The organism is Dactylosporangium sp. CA-152071, from assembly GCF_050936335.1.
In the GTDB taxonomy this organism is placed as follows: Bacteria; Actinomycetota; Actinomycetes; order Mycobacteriales; family Micromonosporaceae; genus Dactylosporangium; species Dactylosporangium maewongense.
In genome coordinates, this window is the sequence record NZ_JBNJMZ010000001.1 from 3,245,540 (window position 1) to 3,259,914 (window position 14,375).

General features: G+C 74.6%; 13 protein-coding genes. 6 read left to right on the forward strand and 7 right to left on the reverse strand.

The genetic code is table 11. The features are described 5' to 3' along the window. Positions 1 to 11 precede the first annotated feature (11 nt). A complete protein-coding gene (locus tag ACQEVZ_RS14405) occupies positions 12 to 629 on the forward strand; it encodes a MarR family winged helix-turn-helix transcriptional regulator (RefSeq protein ID WP_433366400.1) in 618 nt (205 codons plus the stop codon). 92 nt (positions 630 to 721) lie between these two features. After that, positions 722 to 2,242: a serine/threonine-protein kinase gene (locus ACQEVZ_RS14410; RefSeq protein WP_433366403.1), complete on the forward strand. Its 1,521-nt coding sequence runs from the start codon at positions 722 to 724 to the stop codon at positions 2,240 to 2,242. 502 nt (positions 2,243 to 2,744) lie between these two features. Here the strand turns inward: ACQEVZ_RS14410 and ACQEVZ_RS14415 are convergent. Next, positions 2,745 to 3,308 (reverse strand): TIGR03086 family metal-binding protein, encoded by a 564-nt coding sequence (locus ACQEVZ_RS14415; RefSeq protein ID WP_433366406.1) that lies wholly within the window; start codon positions 3,306 to 3,308, stop codon positions 2,745 to 2,747. A 65-nt stretch (positions 3,309 to 3,373) separates the two neighbouring features. Here ACQEVZ_RS14415 and ACQEVZ_RS14420 point away from each other — a divergent pair, with 65 nt between their 5' ends. After that, positions 3,374 to 4,132: a DUF6597 domain-containing transcriptional factor gene (locus ACQEVZ_RS14420; protein WP_433366409.1), complete on the forward strand. Its 759-nt coding sequence runs from the start codon at positions 3,374 to 3,376 to the stop codon at positions 4,130 to 4,132. Positions 4,133 to 4,204: 72 nt separating this feature from the next. On the opposite strand, the gene ACQEVZ_RS14425 is transcribed toward ACQEVZ_RS14420, so the two are convergent. Beyond that, positions 4,205 to 7,777, reverse strand: a complete 3,573-nt coding sequence (locus ACQEVZ_RS14425; RefSeq protein ID WP_433366412.1) for a fibronectin type III domain-containing protein — start codon at positions 7,775 to 7,777, stop codon at positions 4,205 to 4,207. A 245-nt stretch (positions 7,778 to 8,022) separates the two neighbouring features. Here ACQEVZ_RS14425 and ACQEVZ_RS14430 point away from each other — a divergent pair, with 245 nt between their 5' ends. Continuing rightward, the gene (locus tag ACQEVZ_RS14430) at positions 8,023 to 9,273 is read left to right on the forward strand and encodes a hypothetical protein (RefSeq protein ID WP_433366415.1); all 1,251 of its coding nucleotides are present in this window, start codon (positions 8,023 to 8,025) and stop codon (positions 9,271 to 9,273) included. Here the strand turns inward: ACQEVZ_RS14430 and ACQEVZ_RS14435 are convergent. After that, positions 9,270 to 9,848, reverse strand: a complete 579-nt coding sequence (locus ACQEVZ_RS14435) for a TetR/AcrR family transcriptional regulator (protein WP_433366418.1) — start codon at positions 9,846 to 9,848, stop codon at positions 9,270 to 9,272. The two genes, ACQEVZ_RS14430 and ACQEVZ_RS14435, sit on opposite strands and share 4 nt — an antisense overlap. A 45-nt stretch (positions 9,849 to 9,893) precedes the next feature. Between ACQEVZ_RS14435 and ACQEVZ_RS14440 the strand changes: the two genes are divergently transcribed. After that, the gene (locus ACQEVZ_RS14440; protein ID WP_433366421.1) at positions 9,894 to 10,355 is read left to right on the forward strand and encodes a GNAT family N-acetyltransferase; all 462 of its coding nucleotides are present in this window, start codon (positions 9,894 to 9,896) and stop codon (positions 10,353 to 10,355) included. Between the two features lie 263 nt (positions 10,356 to 10,618). Here ACQEVZ_RS14440 and ACQEVZ_RS14445 read toward each other — a convergent pair whose 3' ends face one another. Beyond that, a complete protein-coding gene (locus tag ACQEVZ_RS14445; RefSeq protein WP_433366424.1) occupies positions 10,619 to 11,869 on the reverse strand; it encodes a hypothetical protein in 1,251 nt (416 codons plus the stop codon). A 95-nt stretch (positions 11,870 to 11,964) separates the two neighbouring features. Next, positions 11,965 to 12,426: a DUF1203 domain-containing protein gene (locus ACQEVZ_RS14450; RefSeq protein ID WP_433366427.1), complete on the reverse strand. Its 462-nt coding sequence runs from the start codon at positions 12,424 to 12,426 to the stop codon at positions 11,965 to 11,967. 97 nt (positions 12,427 to 12,523) lie between these two features. Between ACQEVZ_RS14450 and ACQEVZ_RS14455 the strand changes: the two genes are divergently transcribed. Next, complete coding sequence (locus ACQEVZ_RS14455; RefSeq protein ID WP_344502620.1) at positions 12,524 to 12,964, forward strand: maleylpyruvate isomerase N-terminal domain-containing protein; 441 nt, start codon at positions 12,524 to 12,526, stop codon at positions 12,962 to 12,964. An 88-nt stretch (positions 12,965 to 13,052) separates the two neighbouring features. Here ACQEVZ_RS14455 and ACQEVZ_RS14460 read toward each other — a convergent pair whose 3' ends face one another. Together ACQEVZ_RS14460 and ACQEVZ_RS14465 are read right to left on the reverse strand one after the other, a co-directional pair. Continuing rightward, entirely contained in the window at positions 13,053 to 13,517 is a 465-nt protein-coding gene (locus ACQEVZ_RS14460) for an SRPBCC family protein (RefSeq protein ID WP_433366430.1), read from the reverse strand. A 73-nt stretch (positions 13,518 to 13,590) separates the two neighbouring features. Beyond that, complete coding sequence (locus ACQEVZ_RS14465) at positions 13,591 to 14,352, reverse strand: SDR family NAD(P)-dependent oxidoreductase (protein WP_360565331.1); 762 nt, start codon at positions 14,350 to 14,352, stop codon at positions 13,591 to 13,593. Between the last annotated feature and the right edge of the window lie 23 nt (positions 14,353 to 14,375).

Genomic DNA, 14,375 nt, shown 5'->3' on the forward strand with positions numbered 1-14,375 from the left:
ATCATTGCTGCATGACGCAGGCGCCGGAGGTTCGCGACGAGCTCCAGTCGGACCTCGGCTGGGCGCTGGGCGTCATGCTGCGCGCCTACGCGAAGGGCGCCGGGCACGTGATCGCCGGCGTCCCGGGAGGCCCCCGCGGCTACCAGGTCCTCGCGGCCGCCGCCTCCGGCGCCGAGGGCACGCAGCTCGCCCTCGCCAACAAGCTCGGCATCGACCGGACCGTGATGACCTACCTGCTGGACGACCTGGAGCAGGCCGGCCTCATCGAGCGGCGGCCCGACCCCGCCGACCGGCGCGCCCGGCGGATCGTGGCCACCGACGCGGGCCGGGCCACGATGTGTGAGCTGCAGGGCAAGCTCGCGCACGTCGAGTCGCGGGTGCTCAGCGCGCTCGACGAGGCGGAGCGGGAGCTCTTCCGGGCGCTGCTGCGCAGGGCCGCGACCCGGGTGGACGAGCACGACCCGCTCGCCGACGCGTGCACGGTGGTCGACCAGTTCGCCGCGTCGCCCACCGCTTCGGCCGTCGCCGCATCCACCGCTTCCGCCGGCTCGTCACCCACCGCTTCGCCCGCCGGTTCGGCCGGCGCCTCGCCCGGCGCCTCACGCCGGCGCCGGAAGGGTCAGATCTGACAACGTTCCGGTCTCATCAGGGCGTTTGACGTGGTGAGGTCGGCATAATTGGAGCTGACCATCCGGCGAGCAGTGAGGAACCCCCGGTCGCGATGATGCTGCAACGCCGGTATCGGCTCGAGCGGCTGATCGGTGCGGGCTCCACCAGCGAGGTCTGGGAGGGGCACGACGAGCTCCTGCGCCGTCAGGTCGCGGTCCGGCTGCTGCGCGCCGACCGCGCCGAGCTCGCCGCGGAGTTCCTCGCCGAGGGCCACGCCGCCGCGCGCCTCACCCACACAGGAGTCGCCGCCGTCTACGACGTCGGGACCGTCGACCTGCCGTCGCGGGGCGACGTGCCGTATGTGGTCATGGAGTTCATCGACGGCCTCACGATCGCCGACCGGCTCCGCCACGGCCCGCTCACCACCCTCGAGGCGGCCCAGACCGGCGCGGAGGTCGGCGCCGCCCTCGCCCACGCCCACGGCCAGTGGGTCACGCACGGCGCGCTCACCGCCGCGAAGGTCGCCCTCACCGACGTCGGCGCGAAGGTCTTCGGCTTCACCGACCGCCGCGGCGACGACCCGCACGACGTGAGCCTCGACGTGCACGCGCTGGGCGCCCTCCTCGCGTCCGCCCTCGACCCCACCGCGTCCGGCGCCGGCTCTGACGCCGCCGCGCTGGCGGCGCTCATCGAGCGGTGCACGGCCCCCGACCCCGCGCTGCGCCCCAGCAGCGACGAGGCCGCGCTCGGCTTCGCCCGGATCGCCCGCACCAGGGTCGACCTGCCCGCCTGGTACACCATGTCCGCCGCCTCCACCTCCTCTGTCGCCGACGAGACCCTCGCCGCCGGTGGTCCGCCGCTGTCACCGGCCCGCCGGTCGTCGGGCCTGCCCTTCTCGGTCCTGCCGTTCTCGGTCCGGGGCCTGTCGGCACTGCCCCGCGCGTTCCCCCCGGTCCGCCTGCGCCGCGACGCCTCCACCGTCCGGTCCGCCACGCCACCGGCCGCGCACCGGCCCTGGGTGCGGCCCGCCACCCACCTCGGCGCCCGCTCGGCGGCGCACACCCGGATCGTGCTGTCGCGGCTGCCGTTCGGCGGGCAGTCCCGCTCCACCGCCCACCTCAACGACGTGACCCTCGTCGACCTGCGCTCGGCCCGCACCACACCGCCGCCACCCGCCACCGCGCCCGCCACCCGCGGCGGCCGGCGCTGGGCGATCCGGGCCCTCGTCGGCTCGGCGGTCGCCGCGGTCGTGTCGCTCGCCGCGGTCGCCGCCATCGGGCAGCCCCAGGCGGAGGGCACGCCTCCCTCGACCGGCCAGCTGCAGACCGCCACCGCCGGCGCGAGCCCCGTCCCCACCGCCACGACCCAGGCCCCCGCCCCACCGCCCCCGGCGACGACACCTCCGCAGACCCAGCCGACGACCCGCCCACCGACGACCAGGCCGACGTCGGCCAAGCCCTCGACGTCTCCCCCGGCCAGCCCGTCCGCGTCCGCCTCCCCGTCGGCGTCGCCCTCCGCCTCCCCGTCGCCCTCGGAGTCCCCGTCGCCGTCGACCTCACCGTCGACCTCCACGTCCCCATCCCCCTCGGCATCCGACACAACCTCGCCGAGCCCTTCCCCCGCCACTCCGTAACCCGCCGCCCCCACCGGCTGCCCCGCGACCCGTCCCTGCGTGAACCGGGCGCCCGCCGCACCGCGCCCCAACGCCCCACACCGCTGCACGACCCGCCACTGCGCGGACAGGTGCCTTCCACACCACCTCGCCAAGCCCTTCGCCCGCCGCGACCTACGGCCCCAAGACCAGGCGCGCCTTCCACCCGCCGCCACTGCGCGGACCAGGCGCCCCTCACGCACCGCGCCGCAACCCGCCGCCCCAAGGCCAGAGGCGCCCCCTCCACCGCCGCCCACGACCCAGCGCTCCGTGGACCAGGCGCCCCTCGCACACGGCTCCGCGACCCGGCGCCCCATGACCTGGCGTCTTCCAGCCGTCGCTCCGCGATCCGGCGGGCCGTGACCTGGGGCAATTCATGCACCGCTGGGAAGTCGCTGTCGGGCCCGCGCCGTAGCCGGTCAGCCGGTCCGCTCCTGATAGACGTTGCGCGATCCACCCACACGCCAGGCGGTCTGTGGGGCGGTCAGGGGGTCCAGGACGGGTTGCGGCCGCTGAGGCCCAGGGCGCGGGACAGTGGCGGGGCGGCCGAAGGGACGGGGACCTCGGCGCCGTACACGTTCATCTGGCGGCCCATGTCGGCGGTGCGGGCGACCTCCTCGTACACCCGCTGCACAACGACATCGTCCCAGTGGGGGTCGACGCCGGTGGCGCGGGCGAGGTCCCAGCCGTGCAGGACCAGTTCGCCGAGGACCATGCCGCCGACCATGTCCGCGGGCAGGTCCGCCGGGCCGCCCATCCGGGTGGTGCCCGACCACGCCGCGGGGGCGGTCCAGGCCGTGGTGAGCGACTCGAGGTGGGAGCGCAGCAGGGTGCGCCAGTCGCCGGCGGTGCGGTCCTGTTCGGGGCCCGGGTCGACGGTCTCCTTGCGGGCGGCGCCGGTCAGGGCCGGCGCCCAGTGCAGCAGGTGGTTGACGAGCGCCCGGACGTCCCACCCGGCACACGGCGTCGCCGCGTCCAGGGAGTCGATGCCGTCCACGATCTTCAGGGTCACCGGCGTGGCGAGGCCGATGAGCAGGTGTCCTTCCATCCGCGCAACGGTAGGCGCCGCGGCAGGCGCGGGTCTTGGACAAACGCGACGGCTACCCTTGCGGGGTGCGCGACCCGAGGGAGCTGGGCGGTGCGTGGTCGGCGTTCCAGCGGCACGGCGCCGCGCCGCCGTCGCCGGTCCTGGAGGGGGTCGTCGCCCGGTACTGGTGGGCGACCTGGGACCTGACCGGCCAGCCCGGCTACCGCCAGCTGCTCCCGCCGACGCCGAGCGTGCAGCTGACGTTCCCCACCGACGGCGGGCCTCTGCTCCGCGGCGTCCACCGGCGTTGCTTCACCCGGATGCTGCACGGCGCCGGCGGCGTCCAGGGCGTCGCGTTCGTCCCGGGCGCGTTCCGCCGGTTCCTCGGCGCGCCCGTGAGCTCCCTGACGGGGCGCACCGTCCCCGCCGCGGAGGTCTTCCCCGGCATCCCCGCCGTGCCGCCCGGCGACAGCGCGACCGTCGACGCCTTCCTCGCCGGGGCGCTCCCGCCGCCCGACCCCGCCGGTGACGCGGCCGCCGCATGTGTACGCCATGCCGCCGCCACTCCTGGCCTCCGCCGCGTCGACGATCTGGCCGGCGCGTGCGGGCTGGGCGTACGGCACCTGCAACGCCTCTTCGCCGAGCACGTCGGTGTCAGCCCGAAGTGGCTGCTGCGCCGCTTCCGTCGCCAGGAGGTGACCGACGTCCTGGCCGCCGCGCCCGGCGCCCCGGTCGACTGGGCGGGCCTCGCCGCCGACCTCGGGTACGTCGACCAGGCCCACCTCAGCAGGGATTTCGCCGCCATGTTCGGCGAGCCCCCGACCACGTACGCCGCCCGCTACTGACGCCGGTCCGGCGGTGGGAAACGGCCGCCGGCCGGACCCCACAGAACGGGATCCGGCCGGCAGCTTCTCCGGTCAGCGACGCCGGCGGAACCGCAGCCGCTCGGCGAGCATCTGGCTGCCCGCGACCCGGCTCGCGGCACCGCCCACGATCAGCGCGAGCGCGGCCAGGGTCAGGAGCGTGACCGACGGGCCGGTGACGGGCAGGCCGCCACCGCTGCTCGGCGTGGAGACGTCCGCCGGGGCGGCGCCGACGGTGACCGCCAGCTTCAGCACCCGCAGGGTGCCGGACGGGTCGGTGCCCATCGAGACGAACGTGTGCTGGCCGGCCAGGCCCGCCGGCACGGTCACCTGCTTGCTGAACGACCCGTTCTCGTCGGTGAGGGCGGTGCCCAGCGCGGTCGGGCTGGAGAAGACCAGCAGCTGCACCCACGTCCGCGGCGCGAACCCGGTGCCGACCAGGACCGTCGGCTGACCCGCGCTCGGCAGCGCCGTGCCGGCGCTCGACGTGAGGACGCCGTCGACGGCCGTCGGCGGCACGGTCGCCGGCACCGTCACGGGTGCCGCCGGCGTGACCGCGAGCGGGGCGCTGGCCGTCGCGTCGCCCTCGGCCACCGTCGCGGCCACCGTCACCTGGTAGGTGACCTTGTTGGTCACGCCGGTCAGCTTGTGGCTCGTCGTCGAGCCGCCGGTGACCGTCGCGGTGACCGGTGAGCCCGTCGCGGGGGTCGCCGTCACGGTGTACCCGGTGACCGCGCCGGCCGGCTGGGGCACCGTCCACGTCACGTCGATCGTGGTGTCGCCGGGCACGACGGTCACGACCGGGGCGGTGACCGCCGGCGCCGTGACGGACGCCGTGCCGGTCGGTGAGGCGCCCTTGACGTTGACCGCGGCCACCGAGACGGTGTAGCCGGCGCCGGGGATGCCGGAGAAACTGCAGGTGGTGGCGAGCGGCGACGCGGTGGCGCACTCCGGCGAGGCCGGGCCGGCGCCGCTGGAGCGGGACACCGTCACCGTGTAGGACAGGATCGGCGCGCCGCCGGTCTCTCCCGGCGTCCAGGCCACCTTGATCAGGCCGCCGTCGACCGAGGCGCTGACCGCCGGAGCGGCCGGCACCGCGGCCTCGAGGGTCACCGACGCGGTGCCGCCGACCGAGACGCCGGCGTTGTTCTGCGCCGTGACGGCGACGTCGTAGGTCGCGCCGGGCACGCCCGTGGCGCTGCAGGTCGTGCCGGTCGGGGTCGCGGGCACGCAGGTCAGCACGATGGCCGGGGTGCCCTGGCGGGTCACGGTGACCTGGTATGCGCTGATCGGCGCCCCGCCGGTGGCGTTCGGGCTCCAGTTGACCGTGATCGTGGTGCCCGACGACGCGGCGGTCACCGTCGGCGCGGCCGGGGCGACCGCGGCGGCCGTGATGGTGCCGGTGCCGGCGGTGGAGCTGCCGGCGCTGTTCACCGCGACGACCGCGACGTCGTAGGTCTCGCCGGGCGTGCCGGTCGCGGTGCAGCTGACCGGCGGCGTCGGCGCGCCGGCCGGCGGGGTGCAGGGCAGCGACGGTGCCGTCGGGTCGCTCTGCGGCACGAGCGTCACCACGTAGCTGGTGATCGCCGCGCCGCCGTTGAAGTTCGGCGTCCACGCGACGGTGATGACGCTGCCGGAGACGGTGGGCGACACGGTCGGCGCCGACGGGGCGATTGCCGCCACCGTCGCCGTGGCGGTGCCGCCCAGGGAGGTGCCGGCGCTGTTCGTCGCGGTGACGACGACGTCGTAGACCGACCCGGGCGCGCCCGTGGTGCTGCAGGTCGTGCTCGTCGGCGTGGCCGGGGTGCAGGTCAGCACCGTCGCCGGCATGCCCTGCCGGGTGACCGTCGCCTGGTACGCGGTGATCGCCGCGCCGCCGGTGGCGTTCGGGGTCCAGTTGACCGTGATCGTGGTGCCGGACGTGCCGGCGGTGACCGTCGGCGCGGCCGGGGCCACCGCGGCGACCGCGGCGGTGGCGGTGCCGGCGGTGGAGGTGCCGGCGACGTTGACCGCCGAGACCGCGACGTCGTACGTCTGGCCGGGCACGCCGGTCGCGGTGCAGCTGACCGGCGGCGTCGGCGCGCCGAGCGGCGGGGCGCAGGGCAGCGTCGGTGTCAGCGGGGCGCTCTGCGGCACCAGCGTCACCACGTAGCTGGTGATCGCCGCGCCGCCGTTGCTGCCCGGCGTCCAGTTGACGGTGATCGCGCTGCCGGAGACCGACGTCGTCACGGCCGGCGCCGCGGGCGCGTTGGCGAGGACCGCCGTGGTGGTGCCCGCCGTCGACGGGCCGACGGAGTTGTAGCTGCGGACCTCGACCGAGTACGTGGCGCCCACGACGCCGGTGAACGTGCACGACGATCCGCTCACCCAACCGTCCGGGTAAAAGACCTCGACCGTCGGCGCCGGCAGCGGGGCGCTGCACGTCACGGGGACCGGGCTCCCGCCGTCGGTCCGGTTGACCAGGACGGTGTGCCCGGTGATCCCGGTGACGCCGAGCTGCTCGGCCCAGGTGACCGTGACGGTGGTGCCGCTGACCGTGGCCTGGGCGGTCGGCGCGGGGGGCACCGGCGGGACGGTGGCGGTGATGGTCTGGTAGCTCGACCAGCCGACGCTGTTGTGGGCCCGGACCTTGACCTGGTAGCTCGTGCCGGCCTGCCCGGCGATGGTGCAGGTGGTGGCGGTGGCCACGGTGCACGGCACCGTCACCGCCGGGTTGCTGCCGGAGACCGTCACGTCCGTCTCGTAGGCGTCGATGCCGGTCTCGCCGACCGCGGGCGCGTAGGTGATCGTGATGTCCGTGCCGGTCCGGGAGGAAGTCACCTGCGGCACGCCGGCCGGGGCCTGCAGCTGAGCCAGCCAGACGGCGCTGGACCGGGGCTGGCCGCCCACGTACGCGTACACGACCACCCGGTTGACGCCGGGGAAGATCAGGTCGGAGAACGTGCACGGGCTGACCGTGCACTGGGAGATGCCGTTGCCGTTGACGCTCACCAGGTAGCTCGTGGCACCCGGGACCGGGGTCCACGCCACCGCGAACGTCGTCGCGGTCTCGACGATCGAGGTGATGGTCGGGCCCAGCGGATCGCCGACTCCGCCGGGACTCGGCGCCGCCTCCACGGTCGCCGTCCCCGGGGACGCCAGGGTGTTCTTGCCGAGCCAGGGCGCGGGCGGCGGCGGTGGCGGCTTCAGCGCCGGGGAAGCCGGCCGCGCGTGCGTCGAGAGCGTCCGCGCGAACCCGCGGATGGTCTTGCCGTAGGCGGAGGCGCTGGTGGCGGCCGAGCCTGACCGCGCCGTCGCGGCCGGGCTGCCGGCACCGGCGGGCGTGCTGGGGTGCCCCTTGCCCGCCGCCCCGCTCTTGCCGGCCTTGTCGCCGGTCGTACCGTTCGCCTTGTCGCCGGCCTTGGTGCTGGCCTTGGTGCTGGCCTTGGTGCTGGCCTTGGTGCTGGCCTTGGTGCTGGCCTTGGTGCTGGCCTTGTCGCTCGCCTTCGCGCTGCCGGACCTGACGGCGGCCGGCTTGCCGGTGGCGGGCCTGGCGTCGCGGGCCTCGGTGGCGGCCCGCGGTGACGGGCTGCGCCCGGTGCCGGGGTCCGCTGAGGCGGGCGCGGACAGCCCGATCAGTGCCAGCAATGACGCGACGGCGCATGCCGCCGCCAATCGATGCGATCGGTAGTTCCTCGGCGACATCATGCCCCTGGTCCCTGGTGCGCTTGATTGATCTACTCCAGCGGGACGCTATGGCACCTGACCGACAAAGTGGGTATTTCTCAAAAATCAGACGAATTTGCACCACACCCGGCGATCGCCGACCGGCCGACGCCGCCGGACGGCCCGCGTGTACAGCCGCCGGACGGCCCGCGTGTACAACAGACGCCATGGACGCGAAGCGGGCGCAGGGGATCGGGTTCGCCGCGGCGATGGGTGCGCTGGCCGGCGCGGCCCTCGGGGCGCACCGCGGGCCGCGCGGCGCGGTCGCGGGTGCGGTGCTGGGCGCCGGCGCCCTGGCGGGCGTCGACGCGCTCGCGCGGGCCAGGCAGCGGCCGGGCGAGATCCCCGCGGTGTGGTCGCGGGTCGCGGCCAGCGGCGCGATCGCGGCACCGGTCGGGTGGGCCGCCGGCAAGGCCGGCGCGAGCCCGCTCGCGGTGGGCGTGGCGAGCGGCGCGGTCGCCGGGGCGATGGGGATCAGGCCGCACAAGGTGGCGCTCGGGCCGGTGGTCGGGCTCGCCGTCGGTGCGGCGATGCGCGACCGGCCGCCGGCGCAGGTCGCCGCGGCGAGCGTCGTGGCGTTCCGGACGGTGTCGCAGCTGGTGTTCCGGGATCCGCAGGTCAGCCTCCTCGCGGAGCGGGTGCCGGCGGAGCGGCTGCCGTTCGTCGTGCCCCTTGAGGCGCGGACCAGGTATGTGGGCACCGGTTACGTGCGGGCGCTCGCCGAGGCGACCAGTGGCACGTACCGGGAGGCGGCGCCGGACGTCGGCATCGTCGCCGACCTCGACGTCCTCGCGGGGCCCGGCTTCGACCCGGGGGCGGTGCCGCCGCTCGTGCGGGAGTTCTACGAGCACACGACCCGGTTCACGCTCGACATCGTGCCGCGCTGGCGGGCGTGGGTGCGGCCCGGGTATCTGCTGTACCGCAACCTCGTCGCCCGGCCGCTCGGGCAGGCGAACGTGCCGATGAACCAGCGGGAGGCGCTGCGTGGGGTCCGCAGCCGCATCGACACCGTCACCACCGGCGACGGCCTGCAGACCCGCGGCTGGATCCGCAGCTACGCCGACACCGACGAGCCGATCTACGTCGGCATCTACACGACGTACCGGCATGAGGGCCGCGGCTATGTCAGCGTCGGGTTTCCGTTGCCGCAGGCGAACTTCACCGCGACGCTCGCGCCACGGCAGCGCGAGCACGGGCTGGTCCTCACCAGCTCCGCGCACGACGGGCAGACCGGGCACTACCTGAGCCACATCGACGCGGAGACGCGCGAGCTGACGACCCTTGCGGTGAGCGGCTTCGCCGAGGAGCTCGACGTGTACGTCGAGAACGGTGAGCTGCGGGCCGTCCACGCATTCGCGGTGTTCGGGCTGCCGTTCCTGCGCCTGGAGTACACGATCCGCCGGAAGAGCCCGCGCTAGCGCCGCCCGCCGGGGTCCTCCGACAGGCCGAAGGCGGCGAGCGCGGAGTCCAGCATCGCCTCCTGTACGGCCGGCGGATACGCCGACGGGTCGGCCGCCGCGAACGCCGCCGCGCCCTCCACCATGGCGATGAGCGCGACGGTGACGGTGGCCGGGTCCTGCGGCGGGCCGCACGCCTCGACGAGCCGGCCGACCCTCGTCCGCCACGCCCGGCTGTTGACCCGGTGCAGGTCGGTGAGCTCCTCGTCGGCGACGGCCGCGGCGAGGAACCCGAGCCAGACGGTGCTCTCCGCGACCGTCTGCGGGTCGAGGGCGAGCCCCTGGTGCAGGATCGCGCGCAGCGCGGCCCGTGGCGAGGCCGCGGCGGCCTCCAGGGTCTCGACGCGGGCCTTGGTCGTCTCGTGCAGCAGCTGCCGGGCGTGCCGCAGCAGCGCCCGCCGGTTGGGGAACCGGTGCATGACGAGGCCGGTCGTGCAGCCCGCGGCGGCGGCCACGGCGCGGATCGTCAGCCGCTCCAGGCCCTGCTCCGCGAGGACGTCCCAGACCGCCTTCGACAGCCGCTCCTCGTGTGGCACGCGTCGCACTCCATCCGTCTCGTAACAACTGTTACGGTACCGCCCATGACCGACTGGATCATCGAGGAGCGGGCCTGGGACGACCCGGACGGGGCCGCCCTGCGCGCCGCGCAGCGGGCCGAGCTCGACGCCCGCTACGGCAGCGACGACCACGAGCCGGGCGGCCCGCCGTCCGGCGACGACATCGACCTGTTCCTGGTCGCGACGGCCGGCGGCGGCCCGGTCGGCTGCGGGGCGCTGCGGCACCTCGACGCGACCTCCGCCGAGGTCAAGCGGATGTACGTGGTCCCGGACGCCCGCGGCACCGGCGTCGCGACCGCGGTCCTGCGCGGCCTGGAGGACGCCGCCCTGACCCGCGGCTGGACGACGCTGCGCCTGGAGACCGGCACGGAGCAGCCCGACGCCCAGCGCTTCTACCGGCGCGAGGGCTACCACGAGATCCCGCTCTTCGGCGTCTACGCGGGCTCCACCCTGTCCGTCTGCTACGAGCGCGCCCTGCGCCGGTAGCGCGCCCGCCATGGCACACCGCATCGGCGCCGTCGTCGGCATCAACGCCTCGATCATGGTCGTCGCCGACGGCTGGCGGGGCTGAGACAGGGTTCGTCGTGACCGGCGTGCCGGCGCGGCTCAGGCTGTGGATCGAGGAGCCGGTGGAGGCGGCGTGGGGCCGCGCCGCCCGCGCGCTCCTGGTCCGCGAGCCCTGAGCCCGGACCACCAGCACCAGCCCGGGCGCCCCTTGCCGTTCGGGGTGGCAAGGGGCGCCCGGTGGGTCAGGCCGTGACGATCGTGCCGTCGGGCTTACGGGTGCAGGTGACGGTGCGGGCGGTGGCCGTGGCGGCGCCGGTGAGGCACTTGCCGAGGACGGCGTGGCCGGCGGCGCTGGGGTGCCACGACTCCTGGCAGGTCTGGAAGTACGTGACGCAGGTGTTCGCGATCCGCTGGATGGCGATCTTGTCCTTGCCGGCGAGGCTGGTCACGAACACGCCCGAGGCGCCGTCCTGCAGGCGGATCGGGGTGGCCAGGGCGTTGCCGGGGCTGCCGGACCGCTCGCAGAGCCGCGCGCCGTCGAAGGCGTGCTGCACGTCGAGGTAGACCAGGTCGTCGCCGGGGAACTCGGCGGCGAGGGTGTCCCGGGTCGTGCGCACGATCGTGCCGAGGCCCTGCGAGAAGCCGTGCCCGGGCGCGAGGCTGGCCCGGTGGATCGGGCAGCCGGCGGCGTACCGCTCGGCGCCGAGGTCGCGGAACTTGTCCCGGTCGTCCTGCCGGCCGTCCTCCTCCCAGTAGGTCTGGTCGAGGTCCAGCGGCAGCGGGTTCGTGTAGTCCTGGAACACCACCCGGTGCTGCCCGTCGGCGTCGATCTGGTCGAGGGTGGCGATGATCTGCCGGGCGGCGGCGATCGTCTCGGCGGTCGCCGCCTGGACCTGCGCCGCGGTCGCCAGGTCGGCGGCCGTGCACGGCTCCTGCTCGACCGGGCCGTTCAGGTAGGCCCAGAACTCCCACCAACCGGTCCACGCGTCGGCGATGAACCGGTTCGCGCACTTCTCGGCCACGTCGCCGAACGTGAACGAGCTGTTGTTGGAGCCGAGCCCGATCAGCACCAGGTCGATGTCGTGGGTCTGCGCGACGGCCCGGAGCTGGTCGAGCTGCGCGGCGACGGAGCGGCCCTTGTCGCGGGCGCCGGACGGGTTGGCGATGTCGTGCGGGCGCCCGCCGGAGCACGCCAGGTTGAAGCGGGCCTGGATGCCGGGCAGCGCCGCCTGGTTGAGCGACGCGTTGGCGGACCGGTGGCAGAAGAAGGCGTTGGTGTTGGGCGCCGACCAGCCGGGGAACGGCTGCGCGACGCCGTTGACGTCGACGACCGGCTGGTAGCTGCCGGCGCCCTCCCCGCTGATGAAGCTGTCGCCGAGGGCGACGGCGGCGGTCGGCAGGGCGGCCGCGGCGGGCAGCGCCGGCACGACCGCCGCGCCGGCGGAGACCAGCACGCCCACCACGACGAGCGCGGTACGACGGAACACGGACACGGCGGTTTCCTCGATCCCATCGAATGTGAGAAATCCTCTGGGTCGGGATCAGATCACGACGTGCGCACGCCCGTCAATGTTTCGGGGCGATTTCCCTACAAAACAGATCGGGTAACCGTGAACATGAAGCAGCCGTAGGCGACGTTGCGGGAGTCCACCCGTACCACCGCCGCATCCGACAACACGTCGGCGATGACGCCCTCCGGGTCCTCGCCGTCGTGGACCCGGGTCGCGGGATGGATCCATCCGCGCGCGTCATAGGCCCGCAGCACCTGCGACCGGCCGCGCCAGCCCTCCGGGTAACCGGTCCTGGCGGGCCCGTCGCACCGCCGCGCGTGGGCGAAGACGGCGCCGATCTCCCGGTACGGGCTCGCCGGCAGCACCGGTTCGAACCCGAACAGCATCAGCCGCTCCCCCGCCACGGCGTCGCGCAGGCAGCACCGCAGCGGCTCGCCCCCGCTCGCGTCCTGCTCCACGACAGGGTTGCCGGAGACGTCGATTCCCTTGCCCCGCAACGATTCCAGGATCGCGGGGTCGATCGCGCGCACTGTGAACATGCCCCGATCCTGTCCCACGCAAGGGGTTCGAGGCTGGCGGGAATCGGCCGTCGCGCTCGCCGTGCGGACCCGCACCGGCGCCCTTACCGTTGCAGGAGTGGAACGCGTACCCCTGGACGAGAACGCCGCCACGCGGCAACGCCTGACCGCCCTCATCGACTCCCTCGGCGACGACGACCTCGCCCGGCCGGTGACCCCCAGCTGGAGCGTCGCCACCGTGCTCGCCCAGCTCGCGTTCTGGGACCGGTGGGCGCAGACCCTGGTGCGGCGCTGGCGCTCCGGCGAACTGCCGCCGCCGAGCGTGCCGCCGTGGTACGACGACGCGCTCAACCACACCCTCCTGCCGACGTGGCAGGCGCTCCCCGGCCGCGAGGCGGCACAGATCGCCCGCGCCGCCGCCGAGGCCGCCGACCGCGAGATCGAGAAGGCCGAGACCCCGGTCGTCGCCGGCATCCTCGCCTCCGGCCAGGCCAACCTCCTGGACCGCGCGACCCCCCGCAACGACGCCCTGGACCGGATCGAGCGCGCGCTGCGCTGAGCGGCACGGGAAGGGGCGCCGCGAGAAGCGGCGCCCCCTTTGAAACCTGCGACTGAAACCTGCGACTGAAACCTGCGACGAGATCGGGCTACAGACCCGTGCGCGGGACGTCGCCCCGCCGCTGGCCGGTCTCGGCGCCGTGCTCCTCGACGTACTTCTTGAAGCGCTTCGCGTCGGCCTTCACCTGCAGGTCGTCGACGCCGACTGCGGCGCCGGCCTTCTCCACGACACCCTCGGGCTGCCAGTCGAGCTGGACGGTCACGCGGGTGTCCCGGTCGCCGAGGCGGTGGAAGGTGACGACGCCGGCGTGCTTGGTGTCGCCGCCGACGCTCCTCCAGGCGATCCGCTCGTCGGGGTGCTGCTCGGTGATCTCGGCGTCGAACTCGCGCCGGACGCCGCCGACCTTCGTCACCCAGTGGGTGCGGCGGTCGTCGACCTGCCTGATCGACTCGACGCCGCTCATGAACTGCGGGAAGGACTCGAACTGCGTCCACTGGTTGTATGCGGTGCGCACGGGCACGTGGACGTCGATGGTCTCGGTCACGCCACTCATTCGTTCCTCCGAAGAACTCGTGATTGTCGCGTTCGCCCATCTCGTGCCCGCCCCTGAGCAGAGCAAACGGGATTCAGGCCTGTTGTTGCGTGGGTCGCACCAGCAGCTCGTTGACCGCGACGTGCCGGGGCCGGGTGACGATGTAGGTGATCGTGTCGGCGATGTCCTCGGCCTCGAGGCGCTGCATGTCGGCGAAGCGCTGCTTGATGCCCTCCAGGATCTCGGGGCGGTTGTGGCCGGCGAGCTCGGTGGCGACGGCCCCCGGCTCGACCAGTGACACGCGGACGTAGCGGCCGGTGACCTCCTGGCGGAGTGCCTCGCTGAAGGCGCCGACGGCGTGCTTGGTGGCGTTGTAGACGCCACTGCCGTTCCGGGCGACCCGCCCCGCGACCGAGCTGACGTTGACCATGTCGGCGACCCGGCGCGGACCGTCGGCCGCCGCGGCGAGCAGGTGCGGGAGCGCGGCGTGAGCGCAGTACATGAGCCCCATGACGTTGACGGAGACCATGCGCTGCCACTCCTCGACGGGCGCGTCGACCACGGGCCCGAGCAGCATCACACCGGCGTTGTTCACGAGGGTGTCCAGCCGACCGAGCTCGCTCACCGTCTGGTGTACCGCGGCGACGGCGGCCGACTGCTCGGTGACGTCCGCCTCGACGACCAGGGCGGTGCCACCGTCGGCGCGGATGCGCTCCGCGAGCGTGGCGAGCCGGTCGGCCCGGCGGGCGGCGAGCGCGACGGCCGCGCCGCGGGAGGCCAGCGAGAGCGCGGCCGCCTCACCGATCCCGCTGGAGGCGCCGGTGACCAGTGCGACGGTTCCTGACAAAGATCCCATACAAGGGAAATTACCCCCTTGCT